The sequence below is a fragment of the Sodalis sp. C49 genome (assembly GCF_046352915.1).
GTDB lineage: Bacteria > Pseudomonadota > Gammaproteobacteria > Enterobacterales > Enterobacteriaceae > Acerihabitans.
On record NZ_CP163303.1, the window covers coordinates 2,148,789 to 2,164,930 of the forward strand.

Sequence of the window (16,142 nt, forward strand, 5' to 3'; positions counted from 1 at the left end):
GCAATTATTTTGCTCAAAAAAATCTTAAATGAAAAAAAATGAGCAATATATTGCTCATTTTTTTGCTGACAACGCCCGACGCTACCGCCAGTCAGAGACCCAGGGCATATTTCAGCGCCCGGACTTTCAGCGGGCCGGCGCGCTGGGCCAGGAACAGGCCGAGGTTGCGCGCCAGCCGGACCGGCGGCAGCCGGTTGCTGAAGGCGCTATAGAAGAGATCCATGCCGCTTTGCATCAGCAGGTTGTCGCCGTAACGGCGATGCTGATAGCGCTTTAAGATGCGCAGCTCGTCCCAGGGTTCATCATGATCGCGCGCGCCAATCACCACCGCGGCCAGCGCTTCAGCGTCGCGAAAGCCCAGGTTTACGCCCTGCCCCGCCAGCGGATTTATGGTATGCGCCGCATCGCCGATCAGCGCCAGGCCCGGCCGGACATAGTCCCTGGCATGGCTGCGCACCAGCGCAAAAGCGCCCGCGGCGTGCACCTTCACCGCGCCCAGGCGGGTGGGAAAGGCGGCCAGCACCTCGCGCTCCAGGGCCGCCGGCGGCAGGGCCTGCAGCTGGCGGATACGCGCCGCGCTGTCATACCACACCAGCGACGCCCAGTTATCGTAGAGCGGTAAAAACGCCCGGGGACCGTCGGGGGTAAATTCCTGCCAGGTGACGTCCTGCTGGCCGTACGGGCATGCGACGGTTATCAGCATACACGACTGGCGATATTGCCAACCGACGGTGCCGATGCCAGCCCATTGCCGTACGTTGGACCGGGCGCCGTCGGCGCCGATCAGGAGCCGGGCGCCAACCGTTTCGCCGTTATCAAGCGTCAGGCGCCAGTTGCCGCCGTCATAACGCATTTTCGCCAGGGCGGCCGGCGCGCGCAGCGTCAGATTGCCGCAGTCGGCGCAGGCCTGCCACAGCGCCCGCTGCAGCCGGATGTTTTCCACCATAAAGCCGAGTTCCGGCAAATGCAGCGCCGCGGCGTCGAAGGTGACCTGGGACTGCGCCCATTCCCAGGTTTCCAGGCGGCGGTAGGGTACGCGGACATGGGAATCGATACGGTCCCACGCGCCCACGCGGCGCAACAACGCCGCCGACGCGCAGCTGATAGCCGAAACGCGCAAATCAGGCGGGGCATCCGGCCGGGGCTCCGCCAGCCGGGCATGGTCCAGCACCAGCACCCGTATACCGCCCTGCGCCAGCATTAACGCCGCCAGGGCGCCGACCATGCCGCCCCCCGCCACCACCGCATCATAGGCTATTTCGTTTGTGTTCATCTCGGCTATGCTTGTGTCTGTGATTAAACATTTGCTTAGTGTACCGCAATTTTTCATTATGAAAGAGGAGCGAAGGCTCAGCCCTCTGGTCACAACCACGCCAAAGGATTACAATACGCGCCCTGCATGAGCCGAAGGGCTTTTTCGCACCCTAAAATAATGCATCAAGTAATGGCAAGCCGATGACAAAAAAACTGCATATCAAAACCTGGGGCTGTCAGATGAACGAGTACGATTCATCGAAGATGGCCGACTTGCTGGATAGCACCCACGGCTACCAGTTGACGGATAACGCCGAAGAAGCGGACGTGTTGCTGCTCAACACCTGTTCCATTCGTGAAAAGGCGCAGGAGAAGGTATTCCATCAACTGGGCCGCTGGCGGGCGCTGAAAGAAGCCAATCCGGATTTGATCATTGGCGTCGGCGGCTGCGTGGCCTCCCAGGAAGGCGCGCATATCCGCGAGCGCGCCCATTATGTCGATATTATCTTCGGGCCGCAGACCCTGCACCGCTTGCCGGAAATGATCAACCACGTGCGCGGCACGCGCAGCCCGGTGGTGGATATCAGCTTCCCCGAAATCGAAAAATTCGACCGGCTGCCGGAACCGCGCGCCGAGGGCCCCACCGCGTTTGTCTCCATCATGGAAGGCTGCAACAAGTACTGCTCGTTTTGCGTGGTGCCCTATACCCGCGGCGAGGAAGTCAGCCGTCCCTGCGACGATATCCTGTTCGAGATAGCCCAACTGGCGTCCCAGGGCGTGCGCGAGGTCAACCTGCTGGGGCAGAACGTCAACGCCTACCGCGGCGCCAGCTTCGAGGGCGATATCTGCACCTTTGCCGAACTGCTGCGCCTGGTGGCGGCCATCGACGGCATCGATCGCGTGCGTTTCACCACCAGCCACCCGATTGAATTCACCGACGATATCATCGACGTCTACCGCGACACGCCGGAGCTGGTCAGCTTTGTGCATTTGCCGGTGCAAAGCGGTTCCGATCGCATCCTGACCATGATGAAACGCGCCCATACGGCGCTGGAATATAAATCCATCATCCGCAAACTGCACAAAGCGCGTCCCGGCATCCAGGTGAGTTCCGATTTTATCATCGGTTTCCCCGGGGAAACCCAGGCCGACTTCGAGCAGACCATGAAGCTTATCGCCGACGTTAATTTCGATACCAGCTACAGTTTTATCTACTCCGCGCGTCCCGGCACGCCGGCGGCGGATATGGTGGACGATGTCGGCGAAGACGAGAAAAAGCAGCGGCTGCATATACTGCAGCAACGCATCATTCAGCAGGCGATGCAGTTCAGTCGCCAGATGATGGGCACGGTCCAGCGCATCCTGGTGGAGGGCACCTCGCGCAAAAGCGTGATGGAGTTGGCCGGCCGTACTGAAAATAACCGCGTGGTGAACTTTGAAGGCACGCCGGACATGATCGGCAAGTTTGTCGATGTCGAGATCGTCGATGTCAATCCGAACTCGCTGCGCGGCGTGGTCGTGCGCACCGAAGATCAAATGGGCCTGCGCGTGAGCGAAAGCCCGGCCTCGGTGATTGCGCGCACCCGCAAAGAGAATGAACTCGGCGTCGGGACCTTCCAGCCGTGATACCCTCCCTGCCCGTTAACGGGCGGCCTCCCCCGCCGCCCGGTTCTGCCTTTTCTCCTCCGGTTGCTTTTCACTTATCGTGCCCCAATATTAATTTAATGATCCGCGTCCTTGACGCTGGTGACGGTTTCCTTCATTTATGAACATGGTCAGCCATAATCTACTCCCTAACATGGCCTGAAAGGCCCAGAGGAAAAGTTTGAACGTCGACACTAAAGAAATCATGCTGGAGCCTGCGGACAATAAGCGCTTAATGAGCCTCTGCGGGCCGTTCGATGACAATATCAAACAACTTGAGCGCCGGTTGGGCATTGAAATCAATCGTCGCGACAACGTTTTCAAACTGGTCGGCAAACCGCTGTGCGTGGAAGCCGCCGCCAATATCCTGCTGACGCTGTACGTGGACACGGCTCCGGTACGCGGTGTTGTCGCCGATATCGAGCCGGAAAAAATCCACCTGGCCATCAAAGAGAGCCGGGTGCTGGAGCAAACCGCCGAAAGCGTGCCGGACTTCGGCAAAGCGGTGCATATCCAGACCAAGCGGGGCGTTATCAAACCCCGTACGCCAAACCAGGCGCAGTATATCGCCCATATACTCGATCATGATATTACCTTTGGCGTCGGTCCGGCCGGTACGGGTAAAACCTACCTGGCGGTGGCCGCGGCGGTGGATGCGCTGGAGCGCCAGGAAATACGCCGCATCATGCTGACCCGCCCGGCGGTGGAGGCCGGTGAAAAACTCGGTTTCCTGCCCGGCGATCTCAGCCAGAAGGTCGACCCGTACCTGCGTCCGCTGTATGACGCGCTGTTCGAAATGCTGGGCTTCGAGCGGGTTGAGAAACTGATTGAACGCAACGTGATTGAAGTCGCTCCGCTGGCCTATATGCGCGGTCGTACCCTGAATGACGCCTTTATCATCCTGGATGAAAGCCAGAACACCACCATCGAGCAGATGAAGATGTTCCTGACGCGCATCGGTTTTAATTCCAAAGCGGTCATTACCGGCGATATCACCCAGATCGACCTGCCGCGCAATGCGAAATCAGGCCTGCGGCACGCCATCGAAGTGCTGGCCGACGTAGAGGAAATCAGCTTCAACTTCTTCCATAGCGAGGACGTGGTGCGCCATCCCGTGGTGGCGCGCATCGTGGTGGCGTATGAAGCCTGGGAAGCGGCCGATCAAAAGCGTAAAGACGCGTTGGGCGAACAGCGCCGGCGTGAAGCGCAGGCCGCTTACCACGGGAATATCCCGCCGGCCGCCGGCGATAACCAGGAGCCGGCCAAATGAGCGGCGTCATCCTTGATTTACAGGTAGCCTGCGCCGATCCGGCCGGTTTGCCCGATGAAGCAACCTTTATGCGCTGGCTGGAAGGCGTGCTGCCGCAGTTCCAGGACGAGGCCGAGGTCACCATCCGCCTGGTGGACGACGCGGAAAGCCACGAGCTGAACCTGACCTACCGCGGCATGGACAAGCCGACCAATGTACTGTCGTTTCCCTTTGAAGCCCCGCCACAGGTGGAGCTTCCCCTGCTCGGCGACCTGATCATCTGCCGCCAGGTGGTGGAACGGGAAGCCGGCGAACAGGACGTGCCGCTGGAGGCGCACTGGGCGCATATGGTTGTCCACGGCTGTCTGCATCTGCTAGGGTATGATCATATCCAGGATGAGGAAGCCGAGGAAATGGAGGCGCTGGAGGCCGACATCATGCAGGCGTTAGGTTATCCCGATCCCTATCTGAACGAAAAAGACGACTGATAAACGACGCCGGCCCCGGAGCGGGGCCGGTTTATACGATCCATTTATCCACTACGAGTGAAATTAACTAAACGCCATGAGCGACGACCATTCGCAAAGCAACGACAGCCCCAGTCCCAAAAAGGGCTTTTTTACCCTTATCCTTAATCAGCTGTTTCACGGCGAGCCAAAAAATCGCAATGATTTACTGGAGCTTATCCGTGATTCCGAACAAAACGAGCTGATTGATCCCGATACCCGCGATATGCTCGAAGGCGTTATGGACATCGCCGAGCAGCGCGTACGCGATATCATGATCCCGCGTTCCCAAATCGTGACCCTGAAAAACAACCAGTCGCTGGAAGAGTGCCTGGATGTGATCATTGAATCCGCGCATTCCCGTTTCCCGGTGATAAGCGAAGACAAGGATCACATCGAGGGGATCCTGATGGCCAAGGATCTGCTGCCGTTTATGCTCAGCGATTCGCAGCCGTTCAGTATGGATAAAGTGTTGCGCCCCGCCGTGGTGGTGCCGGAAAGTAAACGCGTCGATCGCATGCTGAAGGAGTTCCGGTCCCAGCGCTACCATATGGCCATTGTAATTGACGAGTTCGGCGGCGTTTCCGGCCTGGTCACCATTGAAGACATCCTGGAGCTGATCGTCGGCGAAATCGAGGATGAATATGATGACGAGGAAGACCGGGATATCCGCCAGCTTAACCGCCATACCTTCACCATCCGCGCGCTGACGCCGATTGAGGATTTTAACGAAACCTTCGGCACCCACTTCAGCGACGAAGAAGTGGACACCATCGGCGGGCTGGTGATGCAAGCCTTCGGCCATCTGCCGGCCCGTGGTGAAACCATTGAAATAGATGGTTATATTTTTAAGGTCGCCATGGCCGACAGTCGGCGTATCATCCAGGTTCATGTTAAAATCCCCGACGACTCACCCCAACCGATAATGGAAGAATAAACCTTACATGGCGAGCGCATTGCGACTTGAGCGCCAGTGGGTACGTGCGTTGCTGGCGTTATTGACCGGCGCCTGCGGTACCCTGGCGTTTTCACCTTATGACTTTTGGCCGGCGGCGTTAGTCTCGCTGGCCGGGTTGCTGGCGGTGACCCTTAACCGCACGGTGCGGCAGTCCGCCTGGCTCGGTTTTTTCTGGGGCTTTGGGCTGTTCGGCACCGGCATGCGCTGGATTTATGTCAGTATCGACCAGTTCGGCGGGCTGCCCGTCCCGGTGAATATCGGCCTGGTGGCCCTTCTGGCGGCGTACCTGGCGCTATATCCGATGCTGTTTAGCGGCGTGCTGGCGCGCATCTGGCCGCGCACCTCGCTGTGGCGGCTGGCGGTTGGCGCGCCGGTGCTGTGGCAGGTGACGGAATTCCTGCGCGGCTGGGTGATGACCGGCCTGCCGTGGCTGCAGTTCGGCTATACGCAAATCGACGGCCCCCTGAAGGGGCTGGCGCCGCTGTTCGGCGTCGAGTCCATGACCTTTTTCCTGATGGCCGCGAGCGGCCTGGCGGTGGCCGCCGTGGCGCTGCGCGCCCCCCTGGCCGGCATTTGCGCGCTGGCGGTGCTGTTGCTGCCCTGGCCGCTGCGCGGACTGCACTGGTATGCCCCGCAGGATGCCAGGACGGTGACTGTGGCCATGGTGCAAGGTAACATTGCCCAATCGCTGAAATGGGAACCCGACCAGGTACGGCCGACGCTTGACGTGTACCTAAGCCATACCCGTCCGTTCCTGGGCAAGGCGCAGATGGTGATTTGGCCGGAATCGGCCATACCGGATGACGAAACCGCCCAGGGGCCGTTCCTGACCGAGTTGGATGCGCTGTTGCGTGAAGAGCGCACCAGCCTGGTCACCGGCATTATCGACACCCGCAGGACAGCGTCGGGCTATAATTATTTTAACAGTATCCTGGTACTGGGGGAGCAAACGCCTTACCGCTACCCCAGCCCGAATCGTTATGCCAAGCATCATCTGGTGCCGTTCGGTGAATTTGTGCCGCTGGAAAGCCTGCTGCGCCCCCTGGCGCCGCTGTTCAATCTGCCGATGTCGTCATTCAGCCGCGGCAATTATATCCAGCCGCAGCTGAGCGTTGCCGGCATGAAGCTGACTGCGGCCATTTGTTATGAAATCGTGCTCGGCTCGCAGGTGCGGGATAACTTCCGGCCGGATACCGATTTCCTGCTGACCATTTCCAATGACGCGTGGTTCGGTCATTCCATCGGCCCCTGGCAGCATTTCCAGATGGCGCGCATGCGCGCGCTGGAACTGGGGCGGCCATTGTTGCGCAGTACCAATAACGGTATTACCGCGGTGATCGGCGCCGATGGCGCCATCGAAGCGATGCTGCCGCAGTTTACCCGCGACGTGTTAAGCACGCGCGTAACGCCGACAACCGGACTGACGCCTTATGCACGATTTGGCGACTGGCCGTTGTGGGTGCTGACGCTGCTGCTGGGGTTTGCCGCCGTGGTCTTTGGCCGCCGGGCGCGTTAGTAGCCACGGTTTAGGTCGCCATGGTGAGGGCTTCGCTGGCGTTTTCGGGGAAGCGTATGTTGCCATGGTGAGAGTTTCGCTGGCGCTTGCGGGGGAGGCTTATGTTGCCGCGGTGCGGGTTTCGCTGGCGCTTGCGGGGAGGCTTATGTTGCCGCGGTGCGGGTTTCGCTGGCGCTTGCGGGGAGGCTTATGTTACCGCGGTGCGGGTTTCGCTTGCCGTGCGTTAGGTGTTCATATGTCTTGCCGGGTGCCGGCAAGCGACAATGAGGCCGTACCGCGACGGCCTCCTTGACCTCCGCGCGCCCGGCAGGTCGCGCGTCGCTGCGCGATACCTTCCGCCGCCTGTGCCCCCGTTATGCACCGGCCCGTTATGCCCTCCCTGCGCAAACGGGCCTTTCGCCGCTCCCGGCGGCTCATGCAGGGGGCACAGGCGCCGTCAGCGCGCTTTACGCCGGTCAACATGTCGCTGTTCGTACTGCATGTTATGAAGCGATAGCGGCGCTGTTGCTTAGGATGGGACTGGCGTCGGCTTAGGATCGACCGTGATGGGATGCAACAGGTATGGGATGCAGCTGGCACGACGAAAAGTTGGTCATGCGGTCATGCAATAAGGCGTTCATCATTCATGCAACTTAAACCTTACGCTTTAAGTTTTAACAGTACGCATTACGCTTTCAGCCATCAGCCATCAGCCATCAGCCATCAGCCATCAGCCATCAGCCATCAGCCATCAGCCGTTATACTGCAGACTTCAGCCCAAAATAAATACTGATATTTTTCCCGGTAATCACATACCGCGATGAACCCCAAAACGCTACATTGCTCACAGGCGATGGTGTTGACGTTGTGCCGGCATAGAGTGCGCCGGCAGCGCCCATCGCGGCGGGATGAGCCGCCGGGAGCGGCGAAAGCGAAGGGCCGCGCCGGGAGCGCATCCCGTGCGGTCCATAAGCCGGGATGGGCGATGCCGGGGACCGCGCAGCGGCGCACGATCTGCCGGACGCGCGGAGGTCAAGGAGGCCGTCGCGGTACGGCCTCTTTGTCGCTTGCCGGCACCGGACACGCCATATAACCACCGAACGCATGGCAAGCGAAACCTTCACCGCGACAACATAAGCCCAGCGAAACCCGCACCGTGGCAACATAAGCCTCCCCGCAAGCAAGCAAAGCCCCCACCACGGCAACATAAGCCTCTCCGCAAGCAAGCAAAGCCCTCACCACGGCAACACAAGCCCCCCCAAGGCCGGCTGCTTCATATTTAAATTCAGGAGCAAAGGTTCATCTCTCTCTGTTATGGCGTGCTACATTCGCGGCAGCCCTATATCAAAAATGTGGCCCGCGCCCTCTTTAGCGCGTCCGCCTTGGGTCCGGCGCCGCAGCCCTAATGCGCGTGCTAATTATTGTTAATCAAACTCATTGCTGTTATCGTGCCACTTGTAACATCCTCGTGACATATTGACCAAAGAGCCTCTGAATGAATCCCGATTCCCGTTATCTGCTAACCGATCCCGCCCAGCTGCGCGAGCATTATGCCCAACCCAACAAAGCGGTGGTGCAAAAACAAATCGATCATCTTGATGCCTACGCCCGCCGGCTGATTGCCCTGTCACCGTTCATGATCCTCGGCACGCAGGGCGCACGCGGCATTGACTGCTCGCCGAAAGGAGGCGAACCGGGGTTTGTCCAGGTAGAGGATGATAAAACGCTGCTGCTGCCGGATCGTTCCGGCAACAATCGCCTCGATGGCCTTAGCAATATCCTGCACAATCCCTTTGTCGGCATGCTGTTTCTCATCCCCGGCTGGCTGGAGGGATTCCGGGTCAACGGCCGCGCGCGGATTTCCGTCGACCCGGCGCTTTGCCTGCGTTTTGCCCACAACGGCCAGCCGGCGAAAAGCGTGATTATTATCAGGGTGGAAGAGGTCTTTATTCACTGCGGTCGGGCAATCAGCTTCGCCGGACTGTGGGATAACGCGAAACATGTCGACCCCGCTCTGCTGCCCGGCGCGCTGGAAATCTTTAAAGCCCATGTCGCCCTGTCGGCCGCCGGCGCGCAGCCGGCCTGATTCCGCCGCTGCTCCGTTCGGGGGCAAATAATTTGTCTGGCATGGATTTTGCTGTATAACGTTGCGAATGTCGTTAAAAACTGTTTTTTTATGAGTGATTTTCGCCATTCGTGCGCTGCAATGGTGCGTTTACCGCACTTAGATTGTGCAATGAGGCGTCATGCGCCACGCTTTGGTGCGTCTGAACTCACAAAACGAAAACTTTTTCATTTCAAAACATTTACATTCGGCTATTTTTTAACGGTAATCCGTTTTGATTTTACGCTTTAGGCTGGTTCCAAAGCTTAACGTGATACTCATGATTGCGGCGCGCTTACCCCTTGAGCGCCGTAGTGACAGCAAAGGAGTTGGAAAATGCAAATGCGCAAATTGGCTTTATCATTACTGGTACTGGGCATGGCCGGCAGTATGGCCCATGCGGAAGACCTGACGGGCACCCTGAAGAAAATCAAAGATAACGGCGTGATCGTGGTCGGCCATCGGGAATCGTCCGTTCCTTTTTCCTATTACGACAACCAGCAAAAAGTGGTGGGTTACTCCCAGGCTTATTCCGATGCCATCGTGGACGCGATTAAAAAGAAAATTGACGCGCCTTCCCTGCAGGTGAAGTACCTGCCTATTTCCTCGCAAAACCGTATTCCGTTGCTGCAAAACGGAACCTACGATTTCGAATGCGGTTCAACCACCAATAACCTGGAACGTCAAAAGCAGGTGGATTTCTCCAATACCCTGTTTGTGATCGGCACCCGTATCGCGGTGAAAAAGGGCAGCGCCATTAAAGACTTCCCCGACCTCGCCGGCAAGACCGTGGTGGTCACCGCGGGCACCACGTCCGAAATGCTGCTCAACAAGCTGAACGACGAAAAACAAATGAAGATGCGCATCATTTCCACCAAGGATCACGGCGATTCGTTCCGTACCCTGGAAACCGGGCGCGCGGAAGCCTTTATGCTGGATGACGCCCTGCTGGCGGGCGAACGCGCCAAGTCCAAGAACCCGGATCAGTGGGATATCGTCGGTACCCCGCAGTCCAAAGAAGCCTATGGCTGCATGATGCGCAAAGACGACCCGCAGTTTAAAAAGCTGGTGGACGACACTATTGTTTCCATCCAGACCTCCGGCCAAGCGGCAAAATGGTATGACACCTGGTTTAAACAGCCGATTCCGCCGAAAAACCTGAATATGAATTTCGATATGTCCGATGACGTCAAAGCGCTGTTCAAGGCCCCTAACGATAAAGCCGTAAACTAATAACGACAATAAGGGCGGGTGACTCCCCGCCCTCTCGATTGCAGGAGGCCAGGACAGACAGACGCAGCGCGGTCGTTCCCCGCGCTGCGGATATCAAGGTCTTCGTCAATCTTCAGGGTAGCGGTGCTACCCTTTTTTACCGGAGTTTTTTATGTCAATAGATTGGAACTGGGGCATTTTTTTTGAAGCGGCCCCTTTTGGCAACACCACCTACCTCGGCTGGCTGTGGGCGGGATTTAAAGTCACCATCGCCGTCTCGTTTTGCGCCTGGATTATCGCGTTGCTGGTCGGTTCGCTGTTCGGCATCCTGCGTACCGTTCCAAATCGTTTTCTTTCCGCTTTAGGAACCTGTTACGTCGAGTTATTCCGTAACATTCCTTTGATCGTGCAGTTCTTCATTTGGTATCTGGTGGTTCCCGAGCTGTTGCCGGTCAATATCGGCACGTGGTTTAAGTCGGGCCTGGACCCGAATGTCCAGTTTTTTGTCTCCTCCATGGTGTGCCTGGGATTGTTTACCGCCGCCCGCGTGTGCGAACAGGTACGCGCCGGCATCCAGTCGCTGGCCTCCGGACAGATGGCCGCCGGGCTGGCGATGGGCCTGACCCTACCGCAAACCTACCGTTACGTGCTGCTGCCGAACGCTTATCGCGTGATTGTGCCGCCGATGACCTCGGAAATGCTTAACCTGGTGAAAAACTCCGCCGTGGCCTCCACCATCGGTCTGGTGGATATGGCGGCGCAGGCGGGCAAGCTGCTGGATTATTCCGCCCATGCGTACGAGTCTTTTACCGCGATAACCCTCGGCTACCTGATTATTAACGCGGTGATCATGTTTGCCATGCATCTGGTGGAGAAAAAAGTACGTCTGCCCGGTCATATAGGAGGTAAATGATGTACCAATTTGACTGGAGTACCATTGTCCCCAGCCTGCCGTATATGCTGCAGGGCATGGCGCTGACGCTGAAAATCACCTTTACCGCCGTGTTCTTCGGCATTATCTGGGGCACCGTGCTGGCGGTCATGCGCCTGTCGCCGCTGTGGCCGGTCAGCTGGTTCGCCAAACTTTACGTTAATCTGTTTCGATCGGTACCGCTGTTGATGGTGCTGTTGTGGTTTTATCTCGTTGTGCCGAGCTTTTTGCAAAAGGTGCTGGGACTGTCGCCGCAAACCGATATCCGGCTGATTTCAGCCATGGTGGCCTTTTCGCTGTTTGAAGCCGCCTATTACTCGGAGATTATCCGCGCCGGCATTATCAGTATTTCACGCGGCCAGGCCTCCGCGGCGCTGGCGCTGGGCATGACGCCCTGGCAGTCCATGCAATTGGTGGTGCTGCCCCAGGCGTTTCGCGCCATGGTGCCGCTGCTGCTGACCCAGGGCATTGTCCTGTTCCAGGATACGTCGCTGGTGTATGTGCTAAGCCTGGCGGACTTTTTCCGCACCGCGTCGTCGGTGGGCGAGCGCGACGGCACGCAGGTGGAAATGATCCTGTTTGCCGGCGCGGTTTATTTTGTAATCAGCCTCAGCGCTTCCCTGCTGGTGAATTATTTGAAGAAAAGGACGGTTTGATGATTTCCCTGAAAAATATTTCTAAATGGTACGGTCATTTTCAGGTTCTGAACGATTGCTCAACCGAAGTGCAAACCGGCGAGGTCGTCGTGGTCTGCGGTCCGTCCGGGTCGGGTAAATCGACGCTGATCAAAACCGTCAACGGGCTGGAGCCAATCCAGCGCGGCCAGATTATGGTCAACGATATCGCCGTCAACGATAAGCGCACCAACCTGGCCCAACTGCGCGCCAAGGTGGGCATGGTGTTCCAGCATTTTGAACTGTTTCCGCACCTGTCGATCATCGACAATCTTACCCTGGCGCAGGTGAAGGTGCTTAAGCGCAACAAGGACGCCGCGCGCGAAAAAGGCCTGAAACTCCTGGAGCGGGTGGGATTGTCCGTGCAGGCCAATAAATTCCCCGGCCAGCTTTCCGGCGGCCAGCAGCAGCGGGTGGCCATTGCCCGCGCCCTGTGCATGGATCCGGTGGCGATGCTGTTTGACGAGCCGACGTCGGCGCTGGACCCGGAAATGATCAATGAAGTGCTGGACGTGATGGTGGAGCTGGCGCAGGAAGGCATGACCATGATGGTGGTGACCCATGAAATGGGCTTTGCCCGCAAAGTGGCCAACCGGGTGATTTTTATGGACGAAGGTAAAATCGTCGAGGATACGCACAAAGAAGCGTTCTTCCAGCATCCGCAAACCGATCGCGCCCGCGACTTCCTGGCGAAAATACTGCACTAGCCGCCCGCGGCGGCCTGTCGCCACGCTGCGGGCAGGCCGCGCCGCTATTGGAACGGACGGCGGTGGAACTGATCAAACCCGCATTCCGGGCAAAGCGGCAACGTTTCCGGCGTGTAAAACGCCAGCGAATGATGGCAACGTTCGCACACCAGGTTGCCCAGCCCCACCACTTCCCCGCTGTTGTAGACGCCGTGATGGCTGACGTCTTTAAACACTTCCTGCCACTCCAGCTGGGTTTTATCGGTGATGTCCGCCAGTTCCTGCCACAGGCTCTCCTTGATAACCCGCGTAAACACGCTGTCGTCATCCTGCGCGCCGCTCTCATCATAGCTGCGGGCGAACTCTTCCAGATCGCGGCGCACCGCCCGGGTAACGTTCTCCACTTCCGCCGGCGTCAAATCGCCGGTGGCCTGCAAACGCAGGCGCGCATCCTCGACCAGCGTATCGATATTCCTTTCGCCCTGCTCAAGCTGTTGACTCAGCGAGGCCAGCAATTCGCGGTAATATTGCGCAACCTTATCCATCGTCTTCTCCTGATTTCCGCCAGCATCACCCGAAATGGCCTTCTGGCCGGGACTAAATTGGTATCATGCTGATAATTTTAGCCTATAACGGTAAACTCATTCGGTATAAAGCATGGCGCAACGCAATAATTCGGCCGGATCCGGGCTTATGTGGCAGAAATAAGCATCCGGGCGGCGCTGGGTGTTGTTGCCGCCGTTGCTTATCAGCTATGCTATGCGGATCTTTTGTTATCAACGCTCGGTAGACAACGCGAGCGTAGCTGTATTTTCACTATAGGACCACTGGCTGCCATGCAAGAGCAATATCGCCCGGAAGAGATAGAATCCCACGTCCAGCTTCACTGGCATGAACACCAAACCTTCAAGGTTACCGAGGATACGGGCAAGGAAAAATATTACTGTCTTTCCATGCTGCCCTATCCCTCCGGCCGCCTGCATATGGGCCATGTGCGCAACTACACCATTGGCGATGTTATCGCGCGTTATCAGCGCATGCAGGGCAAGAACGTGCTGCAGCCCATCGGCTGGGACGCCTTCGGCCTGCCGGCGGAAGGCGCGGCGGTCAAGAACAATACGGCGCCGGCGCCCTGGACCTACGACAATATCGCGTATATGAAAACCCAGCTAAAACTGCTGGGCTTCGGTTATGACTGGGACCGGGAGGTCACCACCTGCCGGCCGGAATATTATCGCTGGGAGCAGTGGTTCTTTGCCCGTCTGTACGAAAAGGGCTTGGTCTATAAAAAGACCTCGGCGGTCAACTGGTGTCCCCATGACCAGACGGTGTTGGCCAACGAGCAGGTGATCGACGGCGGCTGCTGGCGCTGCGGCACTAAGGTCGAACGTAAGGAAATACCGCAGTGGTTCGTGAAAATCACCGCCTACGCCGATGAGCTGCTGTATGGCCTGGACAACCTGGAAAGCTGGCCCGAGCAGGTGAAAACCATGCAGCGCAACTGGATCGGCCGCTCCGAAGGGGTGGAAATCCGCTTCCAGGTGGCGCACAGCGAGGAAACGCTGTCGGTCTACACCACCCGTCCCGATACCTTTATGGGCGTGACCTACCTGGCCGTCGCCGCCGGGCATCCACTGTCGCTGGCGGCCGCGGCCGCCAACCCGGCTCTGGCCGACTTCATCGCCGAATGCCGCAATACCAAAGTGGCCGAAGCCGACATGGCGACCATGGAGAAAAAAGGCATGGCGACCGGCCTGTTCGCCATTCATCCGCTAAGCGGCGAATCCGTGCCGGTATGGGTGGCCAACTTTGTCCTGATGGAATACGGCACCGGCGCGGTCATGGCGGTGCCCGGCCACGATCAGCGCGACTGGGAATTCGCCACGAAATACCACTTGCCGATTAAAGCGGTGATCCTGGACGCAGGCGGCGCCGAGCCGGATTTAAGCCAGCAGGCCATGACTGAAAAAGGCGTGCTGTTCAATTCCGGCGAATTCGACGGTCTCGACCATACCGCGGGCTTTAACGCCGTCGCCGATAAGCTGGTGGCGGCCGGCGTCGGCGAGCGTAAAGTCAATTACCGCCTGCGCGACTGGGGCGTTTCGCGCCAGCGCTACTGGGGCGCGCCTATTCCGATGGTCACCCTGGAAGACGGCACCGTCATCCCGACCCCGGACGATCAGCTGCCGGTGCTGCTACCGGAAGATGTGGTCATGGACGGGATATCCAGTCCGATAAAAGCCGACCCCGAATGGGCGAAAACCACCGTCAACGGCCGGCCGGCGCTGCGCGAAACCGATACCTTCGATACTTTTATGGAATCGAGCTGGTACTACGCGCGTTATACCTGCCCGCACTTCGACAGCGGCATGCTGGACCCCGCCGCCGCCAATTACTGGCTGCCGGTGGATCAATATGTCGGCGGCATCGAGCATGCCATCATGCATCTGATGTATTTCCGCTTTTATCATAAGCTGCTGCGCGACGCCGGCCTGGTGAGTTCCGACGAACCGGCCAAACGCCTGCTGTGCCAGGGCATGGTGCTGGCGGACGCGTTCTATTACCTGGGTAGCGGCGGCGAACAGATCTGGATCTCGCCGGCGGATGTCGAGGTGGAACGCGATGAAAAAGGCCGTATCGTCAAAGCCACCGATAAGGATGGCCGCGAGCTGGTCTATGCCGGCATGAGCAAGATGTCCAAATCGAAAAACAACGGCATCGATCCCCAGATCATGGTGGAAAAATACGGCGCCGATACCGTGCGTTTGTTTATGATGTTCGCCTCGCCGGCGGAAATGACGCTGGAATGGCAAGAGTCCGGCGTCGAAGGGGCCAACCGCTTTTTGAAGCGCGTGTGGAAACTGGTCTACGATCATACGCAGCTTGGCGCCGCCGGCCGGCCGGATGTGGCCGCCCTTGACGAGGCGCAGAAATATTTGCGCCGCGAACTGCATAAAACCATTGCCAAGGTCAACGACGATATCGGCCGCCGCCAGACGTTCAATACCGCCATCGCCGCTATTATGGAACTGATGAACAAGCTGGCGCGGGCGCCGCAGGACACCGCGCAGGATCGCGCCCTGCTGCAGGAAGCGCTGCTGGCGGTGGTGCGCATGCTGTATCCGTTTACCCCTCACGCCAGCTTTGCGCTGTGGCAGGCGCTTGGCGGCGAAGGCGATATTGACAGCGCCCCATGGCCGGTTGCCGATGAAACGGCTATGGTAGAGGAAGCGAAGCTGGTGGTTATCCAGGTCAATGGTAAACTGCGCGGAAGAATTACCGTTCCCGCCGACGCCGATGAGGCGCTGGTGCGTGAGCGCGCCGTCCAGGAACACCTGGTGGCGAAACACCTGGAAGGGTTCACGGTGCGTAAAGTGATTTACGTGCCTGGCAAACTGCTTAACCTGGTTGTGGGTTAAGACAAGGAGG

The 16,142-nt window shown here is 58.3% G+C and carries 13 protein-coding genes; 11 read left to right on the forward strand and 2 right to left on the reverse strand.

The features are described 5' to 3' along the window. Positions 1-91: 91 nt before the first annotated feature. Positions 92-1,273 carry a 3-demethoxyubiquinol 3-hydroxylase gene (gene ubiF, locus ABUK12_RS09760; protein ID WP_410016083.1) on the reverse strand — a complete coding sequence of 394 codons (1,182 nt, stop codon included), beginning with the start codon at positions 1,271-1,273 and terminating at the stop codon, positions 92-94. A 182-nt stretch (positions 1,274-1,455) separates the two neighbouring features. On the opposite strand from ubiF, the gene miaB reads away from it, so the two are divergent. The 10 genes from miaB (at position 1,456) to ABUK12_RS09810 (ending at position 12,734) form a co-directional block, all read left to right on the forward strand. Next, a complete protein-coding gene (gene miaB / locus ABUK12_RS09765) occupies positions 1,456-2,880 on the forward strand; it encodes a tRNA (N6-isopentenyl adenosine(37)-C2)-methylthiotransferase MiaB (protein WP_410016084.1) in 1,425 nt (474 codons plus the stop codon). A gap of 199 nt (positions 2,881-3,079) precedes the next feature. Continuing rightward, the gene (locus ABUK12_RS09770; protein ID WP_410016085.1) at positions 3,080-4,168 is read left to right on the forward strand and encodes a PhoH family protein; all 1,089 of its coding nucleotides are present in this window, start codon (positions 3,080-3,082) and stop codon (positions 4,166-4,168) included. Further along, on the forward strand, positions 4,165-4,635 hold the full coding sequence (gene ybeY / locus ABUK12_RS09775) for an rRNA maturation RNase YbeY (protein ID WP_410016086.1): 471 nt from the start codon (positions 4,165-4,167) through the stop codon (positions 4,633-4,635). The genes ABUK12_RS09770 and ybeY overlap by 4 nt, the downstream gene beginning before the upstream one ends. A 76-nt stretch (positions 4,636-4,711) precedes the next feature. Next, entirely contained in the window at positions 4,712-5,590 is an 879-nt protein-coding gene (gene corC, locus ABUK12_RS09780; protein ID WP_410016087.1) for a CNNM family magnesium/cobalt transport protein CorC, read from the forward strand. Positions 5,591-5,597: 7 nt separating this feature from the next. Next, a complete protein-coding gene (gene lnt, locus ABUK12_RS09785) occupies positions 5,598-7,127 on the forward strand; it encodes an apolipoprotein N-acyltransferase (RefSeq protein ID WP_410016088.1) in 1,530 nt (509 codons plus the stop codon). 1,474 nt (positions 7,128-8,601) lie between these two features. Beyond that, positions 8,602-9,192, forward strand: a complete 591-nt coding sequence (locus ABUK12_RS09790) for an MSMEG_1061 family FMN-dependent PPOX-type flavoprotein (protein WP_410016089.1) — start codon at positions 8,602-8,604, stop codon at positions 9,190-9,192. A 354-nt stretch (positions 9,193-9,546) separates the two neighbouring features. Continuing rightward, positions 9,547-10,443 carry an amino acid ABC transporter substrate-binding protein gene (locus ABUK12_RS09795; RefSeq protein WP_410016090.1) on the forward strand — a complete coding sequence of 299 codons (897 nt, stop codon included), beginning with the start codon at positions 9,547-9,549 and terminating at the stop codon, positions 10,441-10,443. Between the two features lie 151 nt (positions 10,444-10,594). Further along, complete coding sequence (locus tag ABUK12_RS09800; RefSeq protein WP_410016091.1) at positions 10,595-11,335, forward strand: amino acid ABC transporter permease; 741 nt, start codon at positions 10,595-10,597, stop codon at positions 11,333-11,335. After that, positions 11,335-12,009, forward strand: coding sequence for a glutamate/aspartate ABC transporter permease GltK (gene gltK, locus ABUK12_RS09805; protein ID WP_410016600.1), 675 nt, complete (start codon positions 11,335-11,337; stop codon positions 12,007-12,009). The genes ABUK12_RS09800 and gltK overlap by 1 nt, the downstream gene beginning before the upstream one ends. Next, positions 12,009-12,734: an amino acid ABC transporter ATP-binding protein gene (locus tag ABUK12_RS09810; RefSeq protein WP_410016092.1), complete on the forward strand. Its 726-nt coding sequence runs from the start codon at positions 12,009-12,011 to the stop codon at positions 12,732-12,734. Before gltK ends, ABUK12_RS09810 begins: the two co-directional genes overlap by 1 nt. Before the next feature lie 44 nt (positions 12,735-12,778). Here ABUK12_RS09810 and ABUK12_RS09815 read toward each other — a convergent pair whose 3' ends face one another. Beyond that, positions 12,779-13,258, reverse strand: coding sequence for a zinc ribbon-containing protein (locus ABUK12_RS09815; RefSeq protein WP_410016093.1), 480 nt, complete (start codon positions 13,256-13,258; stop codon positions 12,779-12,781). A 291-nt stretch (positions 13,259-13,549) separates the two neighbouring features. Here ABUK12_RS09815 and leuS point away from each other — a divergent pair, with 291 nt between their 5' ends. After that, positions 13,550-16,132, forward strand: coding sequence for a leucine--tRNA ligase (gene leuS / locus ABUK12_RS09820; protein ID WP_410016094.1), 2,583 nt, complete (start codon positions 13,550-13,552; stop codon positions 16,130-16,132). Positions 16,133-16,142: the final 10 nt, after the last annotated feature.

What these genes read in the sequence shown, in the direction of transcription:
- ubiF (WP_410016083.1), bottom strand. Translation starts at nt 1,273, where the DNA reads ATGAACACAAACGAAATAGCCTATGATGCGGTGGTGGCGGGGGGCGGC.
- ABUK12_RS09815 (WP_410016093.1), bottom strand. Translation starts at nt 13,258, where the DNA reads ATGGATAAGGTTGCGCAATATTACCGCGAATTGCTGGCCTCGCTGAGT.
- gltK (WP_410016600.1), top strand. Translation starts at nt 11,335, where the DNA reads ATGTACCAATTTGACTGGAGTACCATTGTCCCCAGCCTGCCGTATATG.
- miaB (WP_410016084.1), top strand. Translation starts at nt 1,456, where the DNA reads ATGACAAAAAAACTGCATATCAAAACCTGGGGCTGTCAGATGAACGAG.
- corC (WP_410016087.1), top strand. Translation starts at nt 4,712, where the DNA reads ATGAGCGACGACCATTCGCAAAGCAACGACAGCCCCAGTCCCAAAAAG.
- ABUK12_RS09800 (WP_410016091.1), top strand. Translation starts at nt 10,595, where the DNA reads ATGTCAATAGATTGGAACTGGGGCATTTTTTTTGAAGCGGCCCCTTTT.
- leuS (WP_410016094.1), top strand. Translation starts at nt 13,550, where the DNA reads ATGCAAGAGCAATATCGCCCGGAAGAGATAGAATCCCACGTCCAGCTT.
- ABUK12_RS09795 (WP_410016090.1), top strand. Translation starts at nt 9,547, where the DNA reads ATGCAAATGCGCAAATTGGCTTTATCATTACTGGTACTGGGCATGGCC.
- lnt (WP_410016088.1), top strand. Translation starts at nt 5,598, where the DNA reads ATGGCGAGCGCATTGCGACTTGAGCGCCAGTGGGTACGTGCGTTGCTG.
- ybeY (WP_410016086.1), top strand. Translation starts at nt 4,165, where the DNA reads ATGAGCGGCGTCATCCTTGATTTACAGGTAGCCTGCGCCGATCCGGCC.
- ABUK12_RS09810 (WP_410016092.1), top strand. Translation starts at nt 12,009, where the DNA reads ATGATTTCCCTGAAAAATATTTCTAAATGGTACGGTCATTTTCAGGTT.
- ABUK12_RS09790 (WP_410016089.1), top strand. Translation starts at nt 8,602, where the DNA reads ATGAATCCCGATTCCCGTTATCTGCTAACCGATCCCGCCCAGCTGCGC.